The organism is Enterobacter sp. SCRI0065, assembly GCF_059766475.1.
Genome location: NZ_JCBAJB010000003.1, coordinates 1 through 18,372 on the forward strand (window position 1 = coordinate 1; position 18,372 = coordinate 18,372).

Here is an 18,372-nt window from a genome sequence, read left to right on the forward strand (position 1 = left end):
CTGTACTGACTATGAGTTGATGCTCAAGCCGGGCATCCTCCCGACCAGTTTGTACGCTATTTTACCAGAACCCGCGTTGATTTAGCCTATTTCCATTCATCATCTATCGTCAGCGTCAGCGTCAGCGCGCGCTCGTCACGTAACTGCCTGAACCACGAGGCCGACTTTTTCGCCTTACGGGCGCGGTTGTCAGCAAGGTCGATTTCAATCAGGCCATAGCGATTTTTGAACGCGTTCATCGGCGAGACGTTATCGGTAAACGCCCATAACATATAGCCGTGGCAGTTCGCCCCCTCCTCACGCGCCAGCAGCGTGTAATAGAGGTGTTCGCTAATGAAGTTAATCCGGTAAGTGTCCTCAATGATGCCGTCGTGATTTCTGAACTGGCTTTCGTTTTCCACACCCATCCCGCTTTCCGCCACAAACCATGGAATATTGCGATAGTCGTTTTTAATCCGCATCGCCATGTCGTAAATGATGCGCGGATAGATCTCCCAACCGCGCGAGCTGTTCATCTTGCGTCCCGGCAGCTCAAACGGCTCATAGTAATAGGCAGGATGGAAAGGCGTCTCAGGATGCCAGGCCCGTGACGGCGCTTTAACGCGATGCGGATAATAAAGGTTAATCCCCAGCTCATCGACGGGATTGTCAGCGATTAGCGCCAACTCTTCTGCGCTGTACTCCCATGCGACGCCATGTTGATCCAGCAGCGTAAAGAGTTCCTGTGGGTAACACCCATGCACCAACGGATCGAGAAACACGCGGTTATAGAACAAGTCGTAAATTTCCGCTGCGCGCACGTCGTGCGGAGCCTGCGAACGTGGATAAGTGACCTCTGGATTCAGAATACAACCCACCGTACCCCGATAGCCTTTATCGTGAAAATGCTTCACCACTTTCGCCGTCGCCAGCACCTTATGGTGATTCCACTGCATCCATTTGCCAGTGTTCTGCTCGTACGGCCAGCGCAGCGCGTCAAGATAAACGCGGGTTTGCACTACAATCGGCTCATTGAAGGTGAACCAGCGCGTGACTTTGGCGTGGTAACGTTCGAAAACTTTCTCTGCATAGCGGACAAAAAGCTCAACAACGTGCTTTGACCCCCAGCCGCCGTAGGTTTCCAGCAGCACACCCGGCAGCTCGTAATGCTCCAGGCAGATCATCGGCTCAATGCCCTGGCGATGCATTTCGTCAAACAGCGCATCGTAGTAGGCAGCGTATTCCTCATCGACGGTCGCGTTTTCATAGTCGGTCAGGAAACGCGACCAGTTGATGGAGGTACGATAATGCGTTAGCCCAGCCTGTTTCATCAGCGCGACGTCTTCACGGAAGCGGTTGACGAAGTCGGTCGCCACCGCAGGGCCATAGCCGTTGTGCCAGACATGGCGATCGTTTTTGTACCAGAGATCGATCCACGAGTCCTGGCCCTCTTTCTTCCCGCTCCAGCCTTCTGTCTGCCAGGCTGATGCCGCCGCGCCCAGAATAAAATCCTGCGGTATGGTGATCCGTTTTTGGCTCATAGCATCCTCATGCGTTATTGGTCGACTGCTGGCTTTGCGCCAGTAATGCCGCTTGTTCCGCACGGCGTGAAGCGATTCTCACAAACGGTAGATAGATAAGAACAGCAGTGACGATACAGATAAATTGCGTGATGACCGCGCCCATCGATCCTGCGGTGGAGAGCCAGGCATTAATCAGCGGCGGCGTGGTCCACGGCACCATCACCACGGCCTTACCGGCAAAACCCGTTACCGTGGCGAAGTAACCTATCGAGCCGGTTACCAGCGGCGTAATAATGAACGGGATCGCCAGAATGGGGTTCAGCATGATTGGCATACCGAAGATAACCGGCTCGTTGATATTGAAAAGCCCCGGACCAATCGACAGTTTGGCAATCTCACGCATCTCTTTACGCTTGGTGCCAATCATGACCGCGATCAGCAGGCCAATGGTCAGCCCCGACCCGCCGATGCTCATATACACATCCCAAAACGGCATGGTGATAATATTCGGGATCTCTTTTCCCTGTTCAAACGCGCTCATATTGACGGTGATCGCGCCCAGCAGCAGCGGCTCACGGATCGGTTTGATCATCTGGTTACCGTGAATACCGATAACCCAGAAAAGCTGCGCCACAAACATCAGCAGCAGAATACCCGGCAGGCTTTGCACCACGCGCTCAAGCGGCTGTTGCACCACTTGATAAACCGCATCATAGAGATACATACCCGTGAGCTGATGGAAGACAAAACCCAGTGTCGCAATGGCGGTAGTCGTTATGATCGCGGGGATCAGCGCTGAGAACGATGCGGCCACATTGGGCGGCACAGTATCCGGCATTTTGATTTTCAGCCCTTTGCGATTCTCCAGCCAGCAGTAAACCTCAACGGATAAAATTGCGATAAACATGCCGAGGAACAGGCTGCGGGTATCGGAGAACTGACGCAACAGGACGTCCTTCACCACGTGCATTTCGCCATCTACCAGCATTTCAACGGTAGTCGGCGTGACGCAAATAAAGCAAATCACCGCCAGCAGGCCGGGAAACAGCGATTTAATACCGTTAATGCGTCCCAGCTCAATACCGATTAAAAATACCGCGCCGATGTTCAGGAAGTTCAGCGTGGCGTAGTTAAGTGCACTGGTGATGGGCTTAAGTGAGGCTAAAAACGAGAGCGACTCAAAGCTCGCCAAACCGTTTTTAGGATCCAGCACCATATTGGAGATCAAAACCGAAAATGCCCCAACGATGATGACCGGCATTAAGGTTATGAAGGCAGACTTAATCGCCATGATGTAGCGATAGCTATTGAATGTGGTGGCGAAACTGCCCAGCGAATTGATCAGTTTTTCCTGTAATGCCATAGGGTAATACCTCAGTAAAAGGGCTTTTATAGAATAAGGTGTACAGCCGGATACTATTGGCATACCAAAAATAGCTTTCAACCGCCTGGGGTTCTGTGATTAAGCTCTCAACGCGACCACAGGTATCCCAAATCATGATTTATCACCATTTTGGCATACCACTTCCCCTGTTTTATGCTGACGCAGTCACCGTTGCCAAAAAGCGTGATCCTGATGGGGGTTTTCCCCTCCCCGCTCCGCTTATGCGCCGATGGGTCTGTGATAAACTGCCCGACATTACGTGGAAGCAGGAATCTCTAATGGCAACAATGCTGGATGTCTCATTACGCGCGGGTGTGTCGAAGGCCACCGTTTCACGCGTGCTGAACGGCACAGGTCAGGTAAAAGAAAGCACGCGTCAACAAGTGTTTAAAGCGATGGAAGAGCTGGGCTATCGTCCGAACTTTCTCGCACAGTCACTGGCAAACCAGACCAGCAACAGCATTGGGCTGGTCGTCTCAACGTTCGACGGTTTTTACTTTGGCCGCCTGCTGCAACAGGCATCGCGCCAGACAGAAACGCACGGCAAACAGTTGATCGTGACCGACGGCCACGACGCCCCCGAGCAAGAAGAGCAAGCGGTGCAGATGCTCGCGGATCGTAAATGCGACGCCATCGTGCTTTACACGCGCTACATGAGCGAGAAAGCGATCATGAAGCTTATTCACAGCGTGCAAACGCCGCTGGTGGTGATCAACCGTGAGGTCAGCCAGGCGGCGGACCGCTGCGTTTTCTTTGAACAGCAGGATGCAGCATTTAAAGCCGTCGATTATTTGATAAGCCAGGGCCATCGAGAGATCGCCTGTATCACCGTACCGATTCACACACCAACCGGAAAAGCGCGATTGATGGGCTATCGCAAGGCGCTGGAAAAACACGGAATCGTCTGGGACGATCGCCGGGTAAAATATGGCGATGCGGGTATGACGCGGGGATATGAACTGTGTCAGGAGTTGCTCAACGAAAAGACGCCTTTCAGCGCACTGTTTGCCTGTAACGATGACATGGCGCTGGGCGCTTCAAAGGCTTTACATCAGGCAGGATTACGTATTCCGCAGGACATCTCATTGTTCGGCTTTGACGACGCGCCCAGTGCGAAATGGCTTGAGCCAGCGCTGTCGTCCGTCTACCTGCCAATCGATAACATGATAGTGACCGCTATCGATCAGGCGATCCGGCTGGCAAACAACCAGCCGGTCGAGACGATCCCGCCATTTACCGGCACGCTGGTACTGCGCGATTCGGTCACGACAGGTCCGTATTTCAACTCAAAATAGCTCGAGCGAGAGCAATTCCTGAATGGTCTGGCGGCGGCGAATCAGTCGCGCCACGCCATGTTCAAACAACACTTCTGGCAGCAGCGGACGACTATTGTAGTTAGAAGACATCGACGCCCCGTAAGCACCGGTATCGTGCAGCACCAGATAGTCACCCGGTTGAACCGCTGGCAGTGCGCGGGTTTCAACTTTCCCGCCCTCCTGTTGCGTAAACACATCGCCCGATTCACACAGCGGCCCTGCCACTACGGTATCCACCAGCGGAGCCTGCGTTAAATCGCGGCCATCACCCGCCAACGCGGAAATATGATGGTAACTGCCGTACATGGACGGGCGCATCAGATCGTTAAAGCCCGCGTCGATCAACACAAAGTGACGACTGCCCATCGCCTTCACGCTGCGCACCTGCGCCACCAGCACGCCGGATTCAGCCACCAGAAAACGGCCTGGTTCGATTTCCAGTTTCACCGCGTACCCGAGATGTGCGGCAATTTTGTCACGCGCCGCGCTCCACAGGCCGTAATAGTGATCGGTATCGATCGCTTCTTCGCCTTCGCGGTAAGGGATCGACAAACCGCCGCCCGCAGAGATAGCTTCCAGATCCTGACCAAAGTCCACAACCTGACGCACCATCGCGCCACACACTTGTTCAAGATGTGCGTAATCGACGCCGGAACCAATGTGCATATGAATACCCACCAACGTCAGGTTATAGCGCTGCAATACCTCCAGCGCGGCAGGCAGATCGGCATACCAGATGCCGTGCTTGCTGTTTTCACCGCCGGTATTGGTTTTTTGACTGTGACCATGGCCAAATCCCGGATTCACGCGCAACCATACGCGATGCCCCGGCGAGACTTGTCCAAGCTGTTCCAGCATATCCACAGAACCCGCATTTACCGGGATCTGCAGTTCATGTACGCGCGCCAGCGTGGCGCTGTCGATCAGGTCAGCGGTGAAGACAATCGCATCGCCGTCAGCTTTAGGATCGTAGCCCGCCGCCAGCGCGCGTTCGATTTCACCAAGCGAAACAGAATCAACCTTCACGCCCTGCTCGCGCATCAGGCGCAGGATATGGATATTGGAGCACGCCTTTTGTGCAAAGCGCACCACGTCAAACTGATGTAGCGCCGCAATCTTTTCACGCACGATCTCCGCGTCATAGACCCATACCGGGCAACCAAATTCAGCCGGCAGGCGCAGTAAGTTTTCAGCGTTCAGTGCGGTATCGGTACTGTTGAGCGGGCGTGGCATGGTGTTCTCCAGGTGCATTCATTTTTTTATGATTACGCCACAGCGCGAAGAGAATAAAAAATATCGTTTTATCGAGACTCTATGCAAAAATGATATGGATACTCGACTCACACAGGTCCGCCCGATGCCCGCTGTAAACTTACGCCATATTGAGATTTTTCACGCAGTGATGACCGCCGGAAATTTGACCGAAGCCGCGCAGATGCTGCATACCTCGCAGCCAACGGTCAGCCGCGAGCTGGCACGCTTTGAAAAGGTATTAGGTTTAAAGCTGTTTGAACGCGCGCGCGGCAGACTTCATCCTACGGTGCAGGGCTTGCGTCTTTTCGAGGAAGTTCAGCGTTCCTGGTATGGCCTCGATCGCATCGTCAGCGCAGCAGAAAGCCTGCGGGAATTTCGCCAGGGCGAGCTGTCGATCGTCTGTCTTCCGGTATTCTCGCAGTCATTCCTGCCTCAGCTGCTACAGCCTTTTCTTGCTCGCTACCCGGATGTAAATCTCACCATCGTGCCGCAAGAATCGCCGTTGCTTGAAGAGTGGCTCTCGGCGCAGCGTCACGATTTAGGGCTGACCGAAACCCTTGCCACGCCAGCGGGGACGGAACGCACCGAGTTACTCTCATTAGATGAGGTTTGTGTATTACCTGTTGGACACCCGCTTGCCAACAAAAGCGTGCTAGAGCCTGCCGATTTTCATGGTGAGAACTACATTAGCCTGTCGCAAACGGACAGTTATCGGCACCTGCTGGATACTCTGTTTACCGAACATCAGGTGAAACGACGAATGGTGGTGGAGACGCACAGCGCGGCATCGATTTGCGCCATGGTTCGCGCGGGAGCAGGCATCGCAGTGGTTAATCCGCTCACGGCGCTGGATTATGCCGCCAGCGGAATTGTGCTCCGCCGTTTCAGCGTTTCAGTCCCGTTTACCGTAAGCCTGATTCGCCCGCTTCATCGCCCGGTATCCGCACTGGTCGAGGCCTTTTCGGCGCATCTTATTCAACACGCGACCCTTGTCGCACAGCGCTTACCGGAACAGCTCAGGACAGCATAAACTCCACCGCGTCCGCCGCATGGATCGCGGTGGTATCGAACACCGGAATCGGGCTTTCGTCGGCGGGCACCAACAGTCCAATCTCGGTACAGCCAAAGATCACCCCCTCCGCGCCCTGCTTCGCCAGTTTATCCATCACACTGAGATAATACTGACGTGAGGCATCGCTAAACGTCCCCAGACACAGCTCTTCAAAGATAATCTGGTTGATGCGCACCCGGTCGGCTTCTTCCGGCACAATGCACTCAATATCAAACGGCGAGCGCAATCTGCCACGATAGAAATCCTGTTCCATGGTATAGCGGGTACCGAGCAACGCGACACGTTTCATGCCGGAGTTCGTTATCGCCCGCCCTGTCGCATCGGCAATGTGCAAAAAGGGTAGCGAGCAGCGTGCTTCAATATGTGACGCCACTTTGTGCATGGTGTTGGTACACAGCACGATACCTTCGGCCCCGGCACGTTCCAGCCCAACCGCTGCCTGAGCCAGCATTTCGCCTGCTTTATCCCACTCGCCACTTGCCTGATACGCTTCGATTTCATGAAAATCCACGCTGTGCAAGATAAGGCTCGCCGAGTGCAGGCCGCCCAGACGCTGTTTTACGCCCTCATTAATTAAACGATAATAAGGAATCGTTGATTCCCAGCTCATTCCACCTAACAGGCCAATCGTTTTCATTTTTCCTCCTGTGTTTTCTCCAGTGAAGCAAACTTGTGATCCTGTTTCCAGTTATTTGGCTTAGCGTTTCCTTTTAATCCGTAGTGATATAAATTAAATGAAACGATGTTTTACTCTATAACAGGACACCGATATGTTTATTTTCCATAAAGAGACCACGCTTGAGGATCTGGGCAATGGCGTGACGCGTCGCATTCTGGCGCACGACGGTAAGATGATGGCGGTAGAAGTGAATTTTGAGCAGGGGGCGATAGGTCCTATGCACAACCATCCGCATGAACAGCTGACCTACGTGTTATCGGGTGAGTTTGAGTTCACCATCGGCGATCAAAAGCACGTAGTGACCGCCGGCGATACGCTTTATAAAGAGCCGCATATCATGCACGGCTGCGTGTGCCTGAAGCCCGGTACGCTGCTGGATACCTTTACGCCGGTACGAGAAGATTTCCTGAAGTAACAAAAAGGGCGCTTTTGAACAGCGCCCTTTTTTATCTAAACCGCTTATTGCGTTACCGGTTCCGGCAACGGCAAACGGGACAGCATCGCCTCGCGCAACAGTACGCTTGCGCAGGCAAAAATCCCGCCTAACAGCGCGGCAAGAATAACGATCAGGGCTTTGCCCGGGCCGTCTTTTTTCACCGGAATTGACGGTGACAGCTGGTATTTAAACGGCTCGAAATTCACGTCATCGATAGAGAGCTTTTGCAGTTGCGCAAGGTGATACTCGCGGTTCTGGAAATCAGCATTCAGTTCCGCTACGTCTTTCAGGGATTTCTCAATGGCCAGCTTCTGCGCAATACCATCTGCCCCCAGCGCCACGGAATAATCAGGATCGTCTTTTACCGCTTGCCCATTACTGTAGACCGGCTTTTTGATACCCGCGGCATTCGCCACTTCCAGGGAGTAGTTCAGCCGCTGAAGGTTAGTGTTATGGATGGTGGTCAAACGGACGCGATCCAGGTCCAGGCGCTCTTTCTCCATGCGCGTTTTCAACGCCAGCACGTTACGAATGTTCAGCATGGTCTCTTTTTCAACAATGGCAGAAATGTAGGCGATATAGCCGTTTAGCACGACCTGAGCATCTTTCGCCGTTGGCGCGGTAAAGCTCAACGTCCAGGACGTATAAGGCGCTTTATCCGCATCCTTCGCCGCAGAATTGTCCACCGCTTTCATTTTTTCAGCAATGCTCACCACCGCGCGGTGCAGATCAAGTGGGTCAACATCCGCTCCCTGTAGCTGCTCCATTACGTAGGGCGACGATTTTATATAGTCTTCAAGCAACGACTGCGACTGAAACTTTTTGATAAAGAGATTGAAGATTTCGCCACGTTTGACGCTGACGTCCACATCAAGCACCTGCAACGCAACCAGCATTTGCTGGACCTCGCTCCACTGCGTTTGCTCAGCTGGAGTCACGACCGCTTTACTGGTCCACTTTTGCGGTAGCAGGAAAGATATCGCTGCGCCGACAACGGCAAAAACAAAGACAATGGCAATGATGCGTTTTTTAGCGGCTAACAGAACGTCAATCAGTCCGAGGAGGTCTATCTCTTTATTCGCGGCTACCTGAGGGACATAACTGGCAAAATCCAGATCCGTGTTCTTCTTGAAATCCATCGCTGACATACTCGTTCTTCTTTTATGAAGGTGCAGTGAAATCCTGCCTAATAGGCTTAGGGAAGATGATGATACAAGAAACTAAGAATCATCTGAATGCGTTATTGACACAAAACTTAAATTTACTACGAGAATTGGTAGTGAATGTTTAAAACCACGTAAATTCTGTCAAAGTGACACTTCTGTTCATACCGCCACATCGTCCCCGCTCCTTTCCCCTTTTCAAAAAGGCAAAAGTGCCAGCCACTTCACCTTATTGAAACAGCGTTTCGACCGCGATCACATTTCCATCATTTACCGAATGACTCAGAAACAAATCGCAATAAAATAAATTAAAACGACGTTTTACAAATCAAGAACGGCGGTTCGTATGTTTTGAAACCCAAACAAGGTTCGCCTAGCATAGTCCACAAAAAGCGTTATGAAACAAAGTTAAAGGAAGCCACGCTCATACGTGTCGTCATGAATACTGACCCTCATGTGTCGATGCTTCACAGCATGAGAAGTCGTTACAAAGCAGATTCCGTTTTAAACCATTGATTGCCAGGTAGGTATGTATGAATGAAAACAAAATGCTGGGGCTAGCGTGGATATCACCCTATATAATCGGGTTGATACTCTTTACCGCGTTCCCCTTTGTCTCATCTTTCTTCCTCAGTTTTACTGATTACGATTTGATGAGCCCACCGGTGTTTAACGGCATCGAAAACTATCGCTACATGTTTACCGAAGATACCCTCTTCTGGAAATCCATGGGCGTAACCTTTGCATATGTATTTTTAACGATTCCGTTAAAACTCGCATTTGCACTGGGCATTGCATTTGTTCTTAACTTTAAATTACGCGGAATTGGATTCTTCCGTACGGCTTATTATATTCCCTCGATCCTCGGCAGCTCTGTTGCAATTGCCGTGCTGTGGCGGGCGTTGTTCGCGATCGACGGCCTGCTGAACAGCTTTATTGGTGTGTTAGGTTTCGACCCGGTGAACTGGCTGGGCGAGCCGTCGTTGGCATTGATGTCCGTTACGCTGCTGCGCGTCTGGCAGTTTGGCTCGGCGATGGTTATCTTCCTGGCCGCGCTGCAAAACGTGCCGCAATCCCAGTACGAAGCCGCGATGATCGACGGTGCCTCTAAATGGCAGATGTTTACGAAAGTCACCGTGCCGCTGATTACGCCGGTCATCTTCTTTAACTTTATTATGCAGACCACCCAGGCGTTCCAGGAATTTACCGGACCGTATGTCATCACCGGTGGGGGACCGACCTACTCTACCTACCTGTTCTCACTCTATATCTACGACACCGCATTCAAGTACTTTGACATGGGTTACGGCGCCGCACTGGCCTGGATCCTGTTCCTGGTAGTCGCTGTCTTTGCCGCTATTGCCTTCAAGTCATCGAAATACTGGGTGTTCTACTCCGCCGATAAGGGAGGCAAAAATGGCTGATATTCAACAAATGTCCACGGCGAGAAGCATCGCGGAACGTGAAGTGGCGCGGACCCTGCGCAAAGAAAAAATCAACGCCAGCATTCGCTACGTGGTCTTGCTGTTTGTTGGCCTGCTGATGCTTTACCCGCTGGTGTGGATGTTCTCGGCATCGTTCAAACCGAACCACGAGATCTTCACCACCCTGAGCCTGTGGCCTGCAAACGCCACCTGGGATGGCTTTGTGAATGGCTGGAAAACCGGCACGGAATACAACTTTGGTCATTACATGCTGAATACTTTCAAGTATGTGATCCCGAAAGTGATTCTGACCATTATCTCTTCCACCATCGTGGCGTACGGCTTTGCCCGCTTCGAAATCCCGTGGAAGAAATTCTGGTTCGCCACGCTCATCACCACCATGCTGCTGCCGAGCACTGTACTGCTGATTCCTCAGTACCTGATGTTCCGCGAAATGGGCATGCTGAACAGCTATATGCCGCTGTACCTGCCGCTGGCGTTCGCGACGCAAGGGTTCTTCGTCTTTATGTTGATTCAGTTCCTGCGTGGCGTGCCGCGTGACATGGAAGAAGCGGCGCAAATCGACGGGTGTAACTCCATTCAGGTGCTGTGGTACGTGGTGGTGCCGATTCTGAAACCGGCCATTATCTCCGTCGCATTGTTCCAGTTCATGTGGTCAATGAACGACTTCATCGGGCCGCTGATTTATGTCTACAGCGTGGATAAATACCCGATTGCACTGGCTCTGAAAATGTCCATCGACGTCACCGAAGGTGCGCCGTGGAACGAAATTCTGGCAATGGCGAGCATCTCCATTCTGCCATCTATCATTGTCTTCTTCCTGGCACAGCGCTACTTCGTACAGGGCGTAACCAGCAGCGGAATTAAAGGTTAAGAGGGAAATATCATGGCTGAAGTGATTTTCAACAAACTGGAAAAGGTTTACTCCAACGGCTTCAAAGCGGTACATGCTATCGACCTTAAAATCGCTGAAGGGGAATTTATGGTGATCGTCGGTCCATCCGGCTGCGCCAAATCCACCACCCTGCGTATGCTGGCAGGGCTTGAAACCATCAGCGGTGGCGAAGTGCGCATCGGTGACAAAATCGTGAACAACCTCGCGCCAAAAGAGCGTGGGATTGCGATGGTGTTCCAGAACTACGCGCTTTACCCGCACATGACGGTACGTGAAAACCTGGCCTTCGGCCTCAAGCTGAGCAAAATGCCGAAAGCGCAAATTGAGGCTCAGGTGAACGAAGCTGCGAAAATTCTCGAACTGGACGAACTGCTGGACAGGCTGCCACGCCAGCTCTCTGGCGGCCAGGCACAGCGCGTGGCGGTTGGCCGTGCGATTGTGAAAAAGCCAGACGTGTTCCTGTTCGATGAACCGCTGTCTAACCTCGATGCCAAGCTGCGCGCGTCCATGCGCATCCGTATTTCGGACTTGCACAAGCAGCTGAAGAAATCCGGTAAACCGGCCACCACCGTGTACGTCACGCACGACCAGACCGAAGCCATGACCATGGGCGATCGCATCTGCGTGATGAAGCTTGGCCATATCATGCAGGTGGATACCCCGGACAACCTCTACCACAAACCCAAAAACATGTTCGTGGCCGGGTTTATCGGCGCGCCGGAAATGAATATTCGCGCCACCCGACTGGTCGATCAGAATGGTCGCCTGGCGCTGAGCATTGGCAGCGAAACGATGCCGCTGAGCGAAACGCTGCATGAAAAAGTGGTCAATCATCAGGCGCAAGACGTCTTCTATGGCATTCGCCCTGAATTCGTCTCAGTAGCCGATGAACCTTTCGCAGAAGGGAGCTGTAGCGGTGAGCTGGTGCGCGTTGAGAACATGGGTCACGAATTCTTTATGTACCTGAAAGTGGCAGATTACGAATTAACGGCCCGAATTCCTTCTGATGAAGCTAAGCCTATGATTGATAAAGGCCTTCATCGTCAGGTGTATTTTAAGTTTGATATGAATAAATGTCATATTTTTGACGCAAAGACTGAACTGAACATCTCAATCTAACTGGAGTTATAAAAATGAAAAAAGTGCTTTTAAGCGCAGCAATCTCCGCTACCCTGGGCCTTACCGCGCTGCCATCGATGGCACAAGATGTTGAATTACGTATGTCCTGGTGGGGGGGCAATGGCCGCCATCAGGTGACGCTGAAAGCGTTAGAAGAGTTCCACAAACAGCATCCGGATATCACCGTCAAAGCGGAATACACCGGCTGGGATGGTCACCTCTCCCGTCTGACGACGCAGATTGCTGGCGGCACTGAGCCGGACGTGATGCAGACCAACTGGAACTGGTTGCCCATTTTCTCTAAAAATGGCGACGGCTTCTACGATCTGAACAAAATGAAGGATGTGATCGACCTTTCCCAGTTCGATCCAAAAGAACTGCAGTCCACTACGGTTAACGGCAAGCTGAACGGGATCCCTATCTCCGTGACCGCTCGCGTCTTCTATTTTAACGACGAGACCTGGAAGAAAGCGGGCGTTGAATACCCGAAAACCTGGGATGAGCTGATGGCCGCAGGTAAAGCCTTCGAAAGCAAACTGGGCAAGCAGTATTATCCGGTGGTACTGGAGCACCAGGATACGCTGGCGCTGCTGAACTCCTATATGATCCAGAAGTACAACATTCCTGCGGTTGATGAAAAGGCGAAGAAATTCTCTTACAGCAAAGAGCAGTGGGTCGAGTTCTTCCAGACTTATAAAAATCTGGTCGATAGCCACGTGATGCCTGATACCAAGTACTACGCGTCGTTCGGCAAAAGCAACATGTATGAAATGAAGCCGTGGATCCAGGGCGAATGGGGCGGCACGTATATGTGGAACTCCACCATCAATAAGTATTCCGATAACCTGAAGCCACCAGCAAAACTGGAGCTGGGTAGCTACCCAATGATTCCAGGCGCGACCGATGCGGGTCTGTTCTTCAAACCTGCGCAAATGCTCTCGATTGGTAAAACCACCAAAAATCCAGAAGCGGCTGCCAAGGTCATCAACTTCCTGCTTAACAGCAAAGAAGGTGTCGATACGCTGGGCCTGGAACGTGGCGTTCCACTGAGCAAAGCTGCGGTTAAATTCCTGACCGAAGACGGCAAAATCAAAGAAAACGATCCGGCCGTCTCGGGTTTACGCCTGGCTCAGTCGCTGCCGGCCAAACTCTCAGTATCGCCATACTTTGACGATCCGCAGATCGTGGCACAGTTCGGCACGTCTTTGCAGTACATCGACTACGGCCAGAAAACCGTGGAAGAAACCGCAACGGATTTCCAGCGCCAGGCTGAACGTATCCTGAAACGCGCAATGCGTTAATCCTCATGCTCTATCCGTACCCTGCCACTCCGGTGGCAGGGTATTTTTTTATCTGGAGAATCCCCCATGAAAGGCAAAATCATCCCGCTGAATTTTCGCACGCGTCAGGACCCAAAAACCGGACACGAGGTGATACGGATGACGCCCCCGCACATCGTTTGTCACCGCAACTATTTCTATCAAAAATGCTTTACCCGTGACGGCAGCAAAATCCTCTTTGGCGGCGCGTTCGAGGGACACTGGAATTACTATCTGCTGGATATAAATCAGCAACACGCTACCCAACTTACCGAGGGGGCAGGCGACAATACTTTTGGTGGTTTTTTATCGGATGACGATAAATCCCTTTGGTATGTGAAAAACAACCGAGAACTCCGGCGTGTCGACCTTGAAAGCGTTGAAGAGCAGGTGGTGTATGAGGTCGATGACGAGTGGGTCGCATACGGAACCTGGGTGGCAAATACCGATTGTACAAAACTGGTCGGTATCGAAATCAAAAAAAGCGACTGGCAGCCGCTCACCGACTGGAGCAAATTCCGCGCGTTTTACTTCACCAACCCGGAATGCCGCCTGATAAATATTGATTTACGCACCGGCAAGCAGAGCGTGATTTTGCAAGAAAAGCGCTGGCTGGGGCACCCTATATATCGTCCCTTTGATGACGACACGGTCGCGTTTTGCCACGAAGGCCCACGCGATGCCATTGATGCTCGTATGTGGCTTATTAATCCAGATGGTAGCAATCTGCGTAAGGTACGCCAGCATGCATCAGGGGAGAGCTTTACCCATGAATTCTGGGTGCCGGATGGTTCCGCGCTGTATTACGTGGCGCATAAAGAAAACGATCCGCAACGCTATCTGTTTAGTGCTTACCCGCAAACGCTCGAAAACCGCCAACTGATGGCGATCCCGCCCTGTTCGCACCTGATGAGTAATGCTGATGGCACGCTGATCGTGGGTGACGGCTCGCCGCATAACACTGGCGATATCAGCCTCAACGATCCGTTTATCTGGGTATTTGATATTGCGAAAGGAACGCAAAAAGCGATTTGCCAGCATAACACCAGCTGGAAAGTGCTGGACGGCGACCGCCAGGTAACCCATCCACATCCGTCGTTTTCGCCGGATAACCAATGGGTACTGTATACGTCCGATGAAGAAGGAATGCCTGCGCTCTATCTTGCGCAGGTGTGAAGAAAGCCCGGTGGCGCTTCGCTACCGGGCGATAAACTTAAATGCCGATATCCCGTAACTTCTCCCCGCTCATCAGCTTGCGTTCGATGTGCTCCAGCGTGACGCCTTTCGTTTCTGGAATCAGCCAGAACGTGATCCCAATAAATGCCACATTGAGCACCGTATAGAGCCAGAAGGTTCCCGCAGCACCGATTGAATCAAGCAACGTCAGGAAGGTTGCGCCGATTATCATATTCGACACCCAGTTGGTGGTGGTGGAACAGGTGATACCGAAGTCGCGGCATTTCAGCGGTTGAATTTCGGAGCACAGGATCCACACTACCGGCGCAGCGCTCATCGCATAACCGGCGATACACATCATCGTCATGCCAACCGACAGCCAGGATAAGCTGCTGGATGCGGTACCGTTATCAAACTGCATCAGGCAATAACCCAGGATCAACGTCCCGATGGCCATCACGCTAAATCCGATTTTAAGCGCGGGTTTTCGCCCGGATTTATCCACCGTAAATACCGCGATAAAGGTGGCAAACATGAAGGTCAGCCCAACCAACAGCGTGGCGATCATCTGCTGTTCGGTCGTGGTAAATCCGGCCATTTTGAAAATACGTGGGGCGTAATACATGATGATATTCATACCGGTGAACTGCTGCATCGCCTGGAGCAGCATGCCGAGGAACACCGCGCGACGCACGTTGCGGTTCACTTTGAACAGCGCCCACCCGCCCTGCTTCAGCTTCAGGCTTTCGCGGATCTCATTCAGCTCTTCACGCGCTTTTTCAGAGGTATCGCGTAGCATTCGCAGCACTTCTTCCGCCTCAACGTGACGCCCTTTCTGTGCTAGCCAGCGTGGACTGTTTGGTAAAAAGACCACCAACACCATCAGTAATACGGCGGGTAGCGCCAGTACACCAAGCATCGCGCGCCAGTTTCCGCTGTAGCTGAACCAGGTATCGGAAAGGAACGCCAGCACGATGCCCAGCGTCACCATCAGCTGATACATACTGATCATTTTGCCGCGCACGTTCTCGCTCGCCATTTCAGAGAGATAGAGTGGTGCCGTGTAAGAGGCGATGCCTACCGCCACGCCCAGCAACACGCGAAAAAGCAGCAAGGCCTCAACGCCGGTGGCAAATGCGGAACCCAACGAGCCCGCGACGAACAGAATCGCGCCCACCATCAGGCTGTATTTTCTGCCCAGCCTGAATGACAGCCAACCATTGAACAATGCGCCCATTGCCGCACCGAGCATCATGCTGCTCACCACCCACTCCTGGAGGCGGTTGCTTAATGCAAAGTGATCGGTAATAAACGGCAACGCACCGGCAATCACGCCGATATCCAGACCAAACAGTAAACCGGCCACCGCGGCAGAAACAGAAACAAACTGATTCATCCTCCGGGTATCGCGGAGGGCGCGGGGCATAAAAGTAGTGTCATTAATAGAAGTCATTATTTCCTGCCTGAACAGCGTAAGACGTTAAACGAAATTACGAGAAAGCCAGCAAAAGTGTCAGGCGGTATAACGTGAAGATATGGATTAATGAGCTGGACACCTACGATCTGTGATGGACATTACAATTTCAACTCAAGGTGAATTTTCACCATTTTTTATTAATTAGCTAATTTATAAGCAATAAAATTGTGATGCCTGTCATTAGTGGATTTTTACTATGGATTTTTCACTTTATGCCATATGGACAATGACAAATTTAGGGCAAAAAAAACCTCCGCCACTGGCAGAGGTTCTACGGCAATAGCGAGAATTAACGCGCCAGCCAGCCGCCGTCTACAGCCACGGTATAACCGTTGATGTAGTCCGATGCAGATGATGCCAGGAACACAATCGGCCCCATCAGATCGCTTGGCAGACCCCAACGTCCCGCCGGGATACGCTCGAGGATTGCGGCGCTACGCTCTTCATCTGCACGTAACTGCTGGGTGTTGTTTGTTGCCATGTAACCCGGCGCAATCGCGTTGACGTTGATATTATGCTGCGCCCATTCGTTGGCCAGCAGACGTGTCACACCCATAACGGCACTTTTGGATGCGGTGTAAGACGGAACCCGAATACCGCCCTGGAAGGAGAGCATGGAAGCGATGTTAACAATCTTGCCGCCGTTACCCTGCGCGATAAAGTGCTTCGCCGCCGCCTGAGACATAAAGAACACACTCTTAATGTTCAGGTTCATGACGTCGTCCCAGTCGCGCTCACTGAAGTTGATCGCATCTTCACGACGAATCAGACCGGCGTTGTTTACCAGCACATCAATATGACCAAATTCTGCGACGGCGCGATCCAGCAGTTCAGGGATAACGTCGATGTTACGCAGATCGGCAGTCAGGCTCAGGAAGCGACGACCCAGCGCGGTGACGCGCTCGATGGTTTCCGTTGGTTCAACAATGTTGATACCCACGATATCGCAGCCCGCTTCCGCCAGGCCTAACGCCATACCCTGGCCCAGACCGGTGTCACAACCCGTCACAACAGCGACTTTACCTTGCAGAGAGAATGCATCCAGAATCATTTTTTTTCCTTTATCTTTCAGCGCCTGTCACGAACAGGCATGTTTATGCTTAACTGCCCGCGACTAGCGCAGATCTTTAACAGCGACGTGGTCCATGTCATCGAAGACCTGGTTTTCACCGACCATACCCCAGATAAAGGTATAAGCACGGGTACCCACGCCTGAGTGAATAGACCAGCTTGGGGAAATCACCGCCTGCTCGTTTTGCATCACGATATGGCGAGTTTCTTGCGGCTGACCCATCATGTGGAAAACGCAGGCGTCTTCATCCATGTTGAAATAGAAATACACTTCCATCCGGCGCTCGTGGGTATGGCACGGCATGGTGTTCCACAGGTTGCCGGGATCAAGCTCGGTCAGCCCCATGCTGAGCTGGCAAGTTTCCAGCACATCTGGAACAAAGTATTTGTTGATGGTACGACGGTTGCTGGTGAGGTTGTCACCCAGCGTGACGGGCGAAACATCCGCAGGAGTCACTTTTTTGGTCGGATACGTCATGTGAGCCGGTGCGCAGTTGTAGTAGAACTTCGCAGGCTTGCTGCTTTCTACGCTGGCAAATACCACTTCCTGTGCGCCTTTGCCCACGTACAGGGCATCGCGGTGACCAATTTCAAAGCACTGACCATCAACGGTAATGGTGCCTGGCCCACCGATATTGATAACACCCAGTTCACGGCGTTCAAGGAAGTAGCTCACGCCAAGCTGTTTGCCCACTTCCCCACCGACGGAGACCGTTTTTGCTACCGGCATGATGCCGCCAACAATAATGCGGTCGATATGGCTGTACACCATGGTGTATTGATCGGCAACAAACACCTTCTCAACTAAAAACTCATCGCGCAGCCCCTGAGTATCCAGCGTTTTAGCATGCGCGCTGTGGATGCTTTGTCTGACGTCCACATTTACCTCCAAAATTGGTCGAGCCCGAGGGCCAGGATATTTTACGAAACGACGTTCCGTTTTCACTATGGGCACATAGTATCCGCTGCGAAATGGCTTTTCAATTACATTTAAAACGTTGTTTCACTTTTTCTGCATGTTATTGACAGAACTGTTGTTCGGATCACGATTGTTGAGAGTTGAC

Annotated in this window: 16 protein-coding genes; 8 read left to right on the forward strand and 8 right to left on the reverse strand. The window is 52.1% G+C overall.

Going from position 1 to position 18,372, the window contains the following annotated elements:
* Positions 1-86: 86 nt before the first annotated feature.
* Both AC6EMZ_RS10085 and AC6EMZ_RS10090 read right to left on the reverse strand, forming a co-directional pair.
* The gene (locus tag AC6EMZ_RS10085) at positions 87-1,520 is read right to left on the reverse strand and encodes a glycoside hydrolase family 1 protein (protein WP_498402325.1); all 1,434 of its coding nucleotides are present in this window, start codon (positions 1,518-1,520) and stop codon (positions 87-89) included.
* A 7-nt stretch (positions 1,521-1,527) separates the two neighbouring features.
* Complete coding sequence (locus AC6EMZ_RS10090) at positions 1,528-2,865, reverse strand: PTS sugar transporter subunit IIC (protein ID WP_498402326.1); 1,338 nt, start codon at positions 2,863-2,865, stop codon at positions 1,528-1,530.
* A gap of 299 nt (positions 2,866-3,164) precedes the next feature.
* Here AC6EMZ_RS10090 and AC6EMZ_RS10095 point away from each other — a divergent pair, with 299 nt between their 5' ends.
* Positions 3,165-4,181, forward strand: a complete 1,017-nt coding sequence (locus tag AC6EMZ_RS10095; RefSeq protein ID WP_498402327.1) for a LacI family DNA-binding transcriptional regulator — start codon at positions 3,165-3,167, stop codon at positions 4,179-4,181.
* Here the strand turns inward: AC6EMZ_RS10095 and lysA are convergent.
* Positions 4,173-5,435 carry a diaminopimelate decarboxylase gene (gene lysA, locus AC6EMZ_RS10100; RefSeq protein WP_498402328.1) on the reverse strand — a complete coding sequence of 421 codons (1,263 nt, stop codon included), beginning with the start codon at positions 5,433-5,435 and terminating at the stop codon, positions 4,173-4,175. The two genes, AC6EMZ_RS10095 and lysA, sit on opposite strands and share 9 nt — an antisense overlap.
* A gap of 124 nt (positions 5,436-5,559) precedes the next feature.
* On the opposite strand from lysA, the gene AC6EMZ_RS10105 reads away from it, so the two are divergent.
* Complete coding sequence (locus AC6EMZ_RS10105; protein WP_498402329.1) at positions 5,560-6,486, forward strand: LysR family transcriptional regulator; 927 nt, start codon at positions 5,560-5,562, stop codon at positions 6,484-6,486.
* Here the strand turns inward: AC6EMZ_RS10105 and AC6EMZ_RS10110 are convergent.
* Entirely contained in the window at positions 6,473-7,165 is a 693-nt protein-coding gene (locus tag AC6EMZ_RS10110; protein ID WP_498402330.1) for an aspartate/glutamate racemase, read from the reverse strand. The genes AC6EMZ_RS10105 and AC6EMZ_RS10110 overlap by 14 nt on opposite strands.
* Positions 7,166-7,298: 133 nt before the next feature.
* On the opposite strand from AC6EMZ_RS10110, the gene AC6EMZ_RS10115 reads away from it, so the two are divergent.
* Positions 7,299-7,622: a cupin domain-containing protein gene (locus AC6EMZ_RS10115; protein WP_498402331.1), complete on the forward strand. Its 324-nt coding sequence runs from the start codon at positions 7,299-7,301 to the stop codon at positions 7,620-7,622.
* A gap of 44 nt (positions 7,623-7,666) precedes the next feature.
* Here AC6EMZ_RS10115 and wzz(fepE) read toward each other — a convergent pair whose 3' ends face one another.
* Entirely contained in the window at positions 7,667-8,791 is a 1,125-nt protein-coding gene (gene wzz(fepE) / locus AC6EMZ_RS10120) for an LPS O-antigen length regulator Wzz(fepE) (RefSeq protein ID WP_498402332.1), read from the reverse strand.
* A gap of 548 nt (positions 8,792-9,339) precedes the next feature.
* Here wzz(fepE) and AC6EMZ_RS10125 point away from each other — a divergent pair.
* The 5 genes from AC6EMZ_RS10125 to AC6EMZ_RS10145 all read left to right on the forward strand — a co-directional run bounded on the left by AC6EMZ_RS10125 (position 9,340) and on the right by AC6EMZ_RS10145 (position 14,760).
* Positions 9,340-10,230, forward strand: a complete 891-nt coding sequence (locus tag AC6EMZ_RS10125) for a carbohydrate ABC transporter permease (RefSeq protein WP_498402333.1) — start codon at positions 9,340-9,342, stop codon at positions 10,228-10,230.
* The gene (locus AC6EMZ_RS10130) at positions 10,223-11,125 is read left to right on the forward strand and encodes a carbohydrate ABC transporter permease (RefSeq protein ID WP_498402334.1); all 903 of its coding nucleotides are present in this window, start codon (positions 10,223-10,225) and stop codon (positions 11,123-11,125) included. The genes AC6EMZ_RS10125 and AC6EMZ_RS10130 overlap by 8 nt, the downstream gene beginning before the upstream one ends.
* Before the next feature lie 12 nt (positions 11,126-11,137).
* Entirely contained in the window at positions 11,138-12,265 is a 1,128-nt protein-coding gene (locus tag AC6EMZ_RS10135; protein ID WP_498402335.1) for an ABC transporter ATP-binding protein, read from the forward strand.
* 14 nt (positions 12,266-12,279) lie between these two features.
* Entirely contained in the window at positions 12,280-13,566 is a 1,287-nt protein-coding gene (locus AC6EMZ_RS10140) for an ABC transporter substrate-binding protein (protein ID WP_498402336.1), read from the forward strand.
* 66 nt (positions 13,567-13,632) lie between these two features.
* Positions 13,633-14,760, forward strand: a complete 1,128-nt coding sequence (locus AC6EMZ_RS10145; RefSeq protein ID WP_498402337.1) for an oligogalacturonate lyase family protein — start codon at positions 13,633-13,635, stop codon at positions 14,758-14,760.
* 37 nt (positions 14,761-14,797) lie between these two features.
* Here the strand turns inward: AC6EMZ_RS10145 and araE are convergent, their stop codons facing one another.
* From araE to kduI, 3 genes are all read right to left on the reverse strand, one after another.
* On the reverse strand, positions 14,798-16,213 hold the full coding sequence (gene araE, locus AC6EMZ_RS10150) for an arabinose-proton symporter AraE (RefSeq protein ID WP_498402338.1): 1,416 nt from the start codon (positions 16,211-16,213) through the stop codon (positions 14,798-14,800).
* Positions 16,214-16,526: 313 nt separating this feature from the next.
* Positions 16,527-17,288 (reverse strand): 2-dehydro-3-deoxy-D-gluconate 5-dehydrogenase KduD, encoded by a 762-nt coding sequence (gene kduD, locus AC6EMZ_RS10155; RefSeq protein WP_498402339.1) that lies wholly within the window; start codon positions 17,286-17,288, stop codon positions 16,527-16,529.
* A gap of 63 nt (positions 17,289-17,351) precedes the next feature.
* Complete coding sequence (gene kduI / locus AC6EMZ_RS10160; protein WP_498402340.1) at positions 17,352-18,188, reverse strand: 5-dehydro-4-deoxy-D-glucuronate isomerase; 837 nt, start codon at positions 18,186-18,188, stop codon at positions 17,352-17,354.
* Positions 18,189-18,372 lie beyond the last annotated feature (184 nt).

Excerpts from the sequence above, each read along its gene's own strand:
- AC6EMZ_RS10085 (WP_498402325.1), bottom strand. The coding sequence starts at position 1,520 with ATGAGCCAAAAACGGATCACCATACCGCAGGATTTTATTCTGGGCGCG.
- AC6EMZ_RS10090 (WP_498402326.1), bottom strand. The coding sequence starts at position 2,865 with ATGGCATTACAGGAAAAACTGATCAATTCGCTGGGCAGTTTCGCCACC.
- AC6EMZ_RS10095 (WP_498402327.1), top strand. The coding sequence starts at position 3,165 with ATGGCAACAATGCTGGATGTCTCATTACGCGCGGGTGTGTCGAAGGCC.
- lysA (WP_498402328.1), bottom strand. The coding sequence starts at position 5,435 with ATGCCACGCCCGCTCAACAGTACCGATACCGCACTGAACGCTGAAAAC.
- AC6EMZ_RS10105 (WP_498402329.1), top strand. The coding sequence starts at position 5,560 with ATGCCCGCTGTAAACTTACGCCATATTGAGATTTTTCACGCAGTGATG.
- AC6EMZ_RS10110 (WP_498402330.1), bottom strand. The coding sequence starts at position 7,165 with ATGAAAACGATTGGCCTGTTAGGTGGAATGAGCTGGGAATCAACGATT.
- AC6EMZ_RS10115 (WP_498402331.1), top strand. The coding sequence starts at position 7,299 with ATGTTTATTTTCCATAAAGAGACCACGCTTGAGGATCTGGGCAATGGC.
- AC6EMZ_RS10125 (WP_498402333.1), top strand. The coding sequence starts at position 9,340 with ATGAATGAAAACAAAATGCTGGGGCTAGCGTGGATATCACCCTATATA.
- AC6EMZ_RS10130 (WP_498402334.1), top strand. The coding sequence starts at position 10,223 with ATGGCTGATATTCAACAAATGTCCACGGCGAGAAGCATCGCGGAACGT.
- AC6EMZ_RS10135 (WP_498402335.1), top strand. The coding sequence starts at position 11,138 with ATGGCTGAAGTGATTTTCAACAAACTGGAAAAGGTTTACTCCAACGGC.
- AC6EMZ_RS10140 (WP_498402336.1), top strand. The coding sequence starts at position 12,280 with ATGAAAAAAGTGCTTTTAAGCGCAGCAATCTCCGCTACCCTGGGCCTT.
- AC6EMZ_RS10145 (WP_498402337.1), top strand. The coding sequence starts at position 13,633 with ATGAAAGGCAAAATCATCCCGCTGAATTTTCGCACGCGTCAGGACCCA.
- araE (WP_498402338.1), bottom strand. The coding sequence starts at position 16,213 with ATGACTTCTATTAATGACACTACTTTTATGCCCCGCGCCCTCCGCGAT.
- kduD (WP_498402339.1), bottom strand. The coding sequence starts at position 17,288 with ATGATTCTGGATGCATTCTCTCTGCAAGGTAAAGTCGCTGTTGTGACG.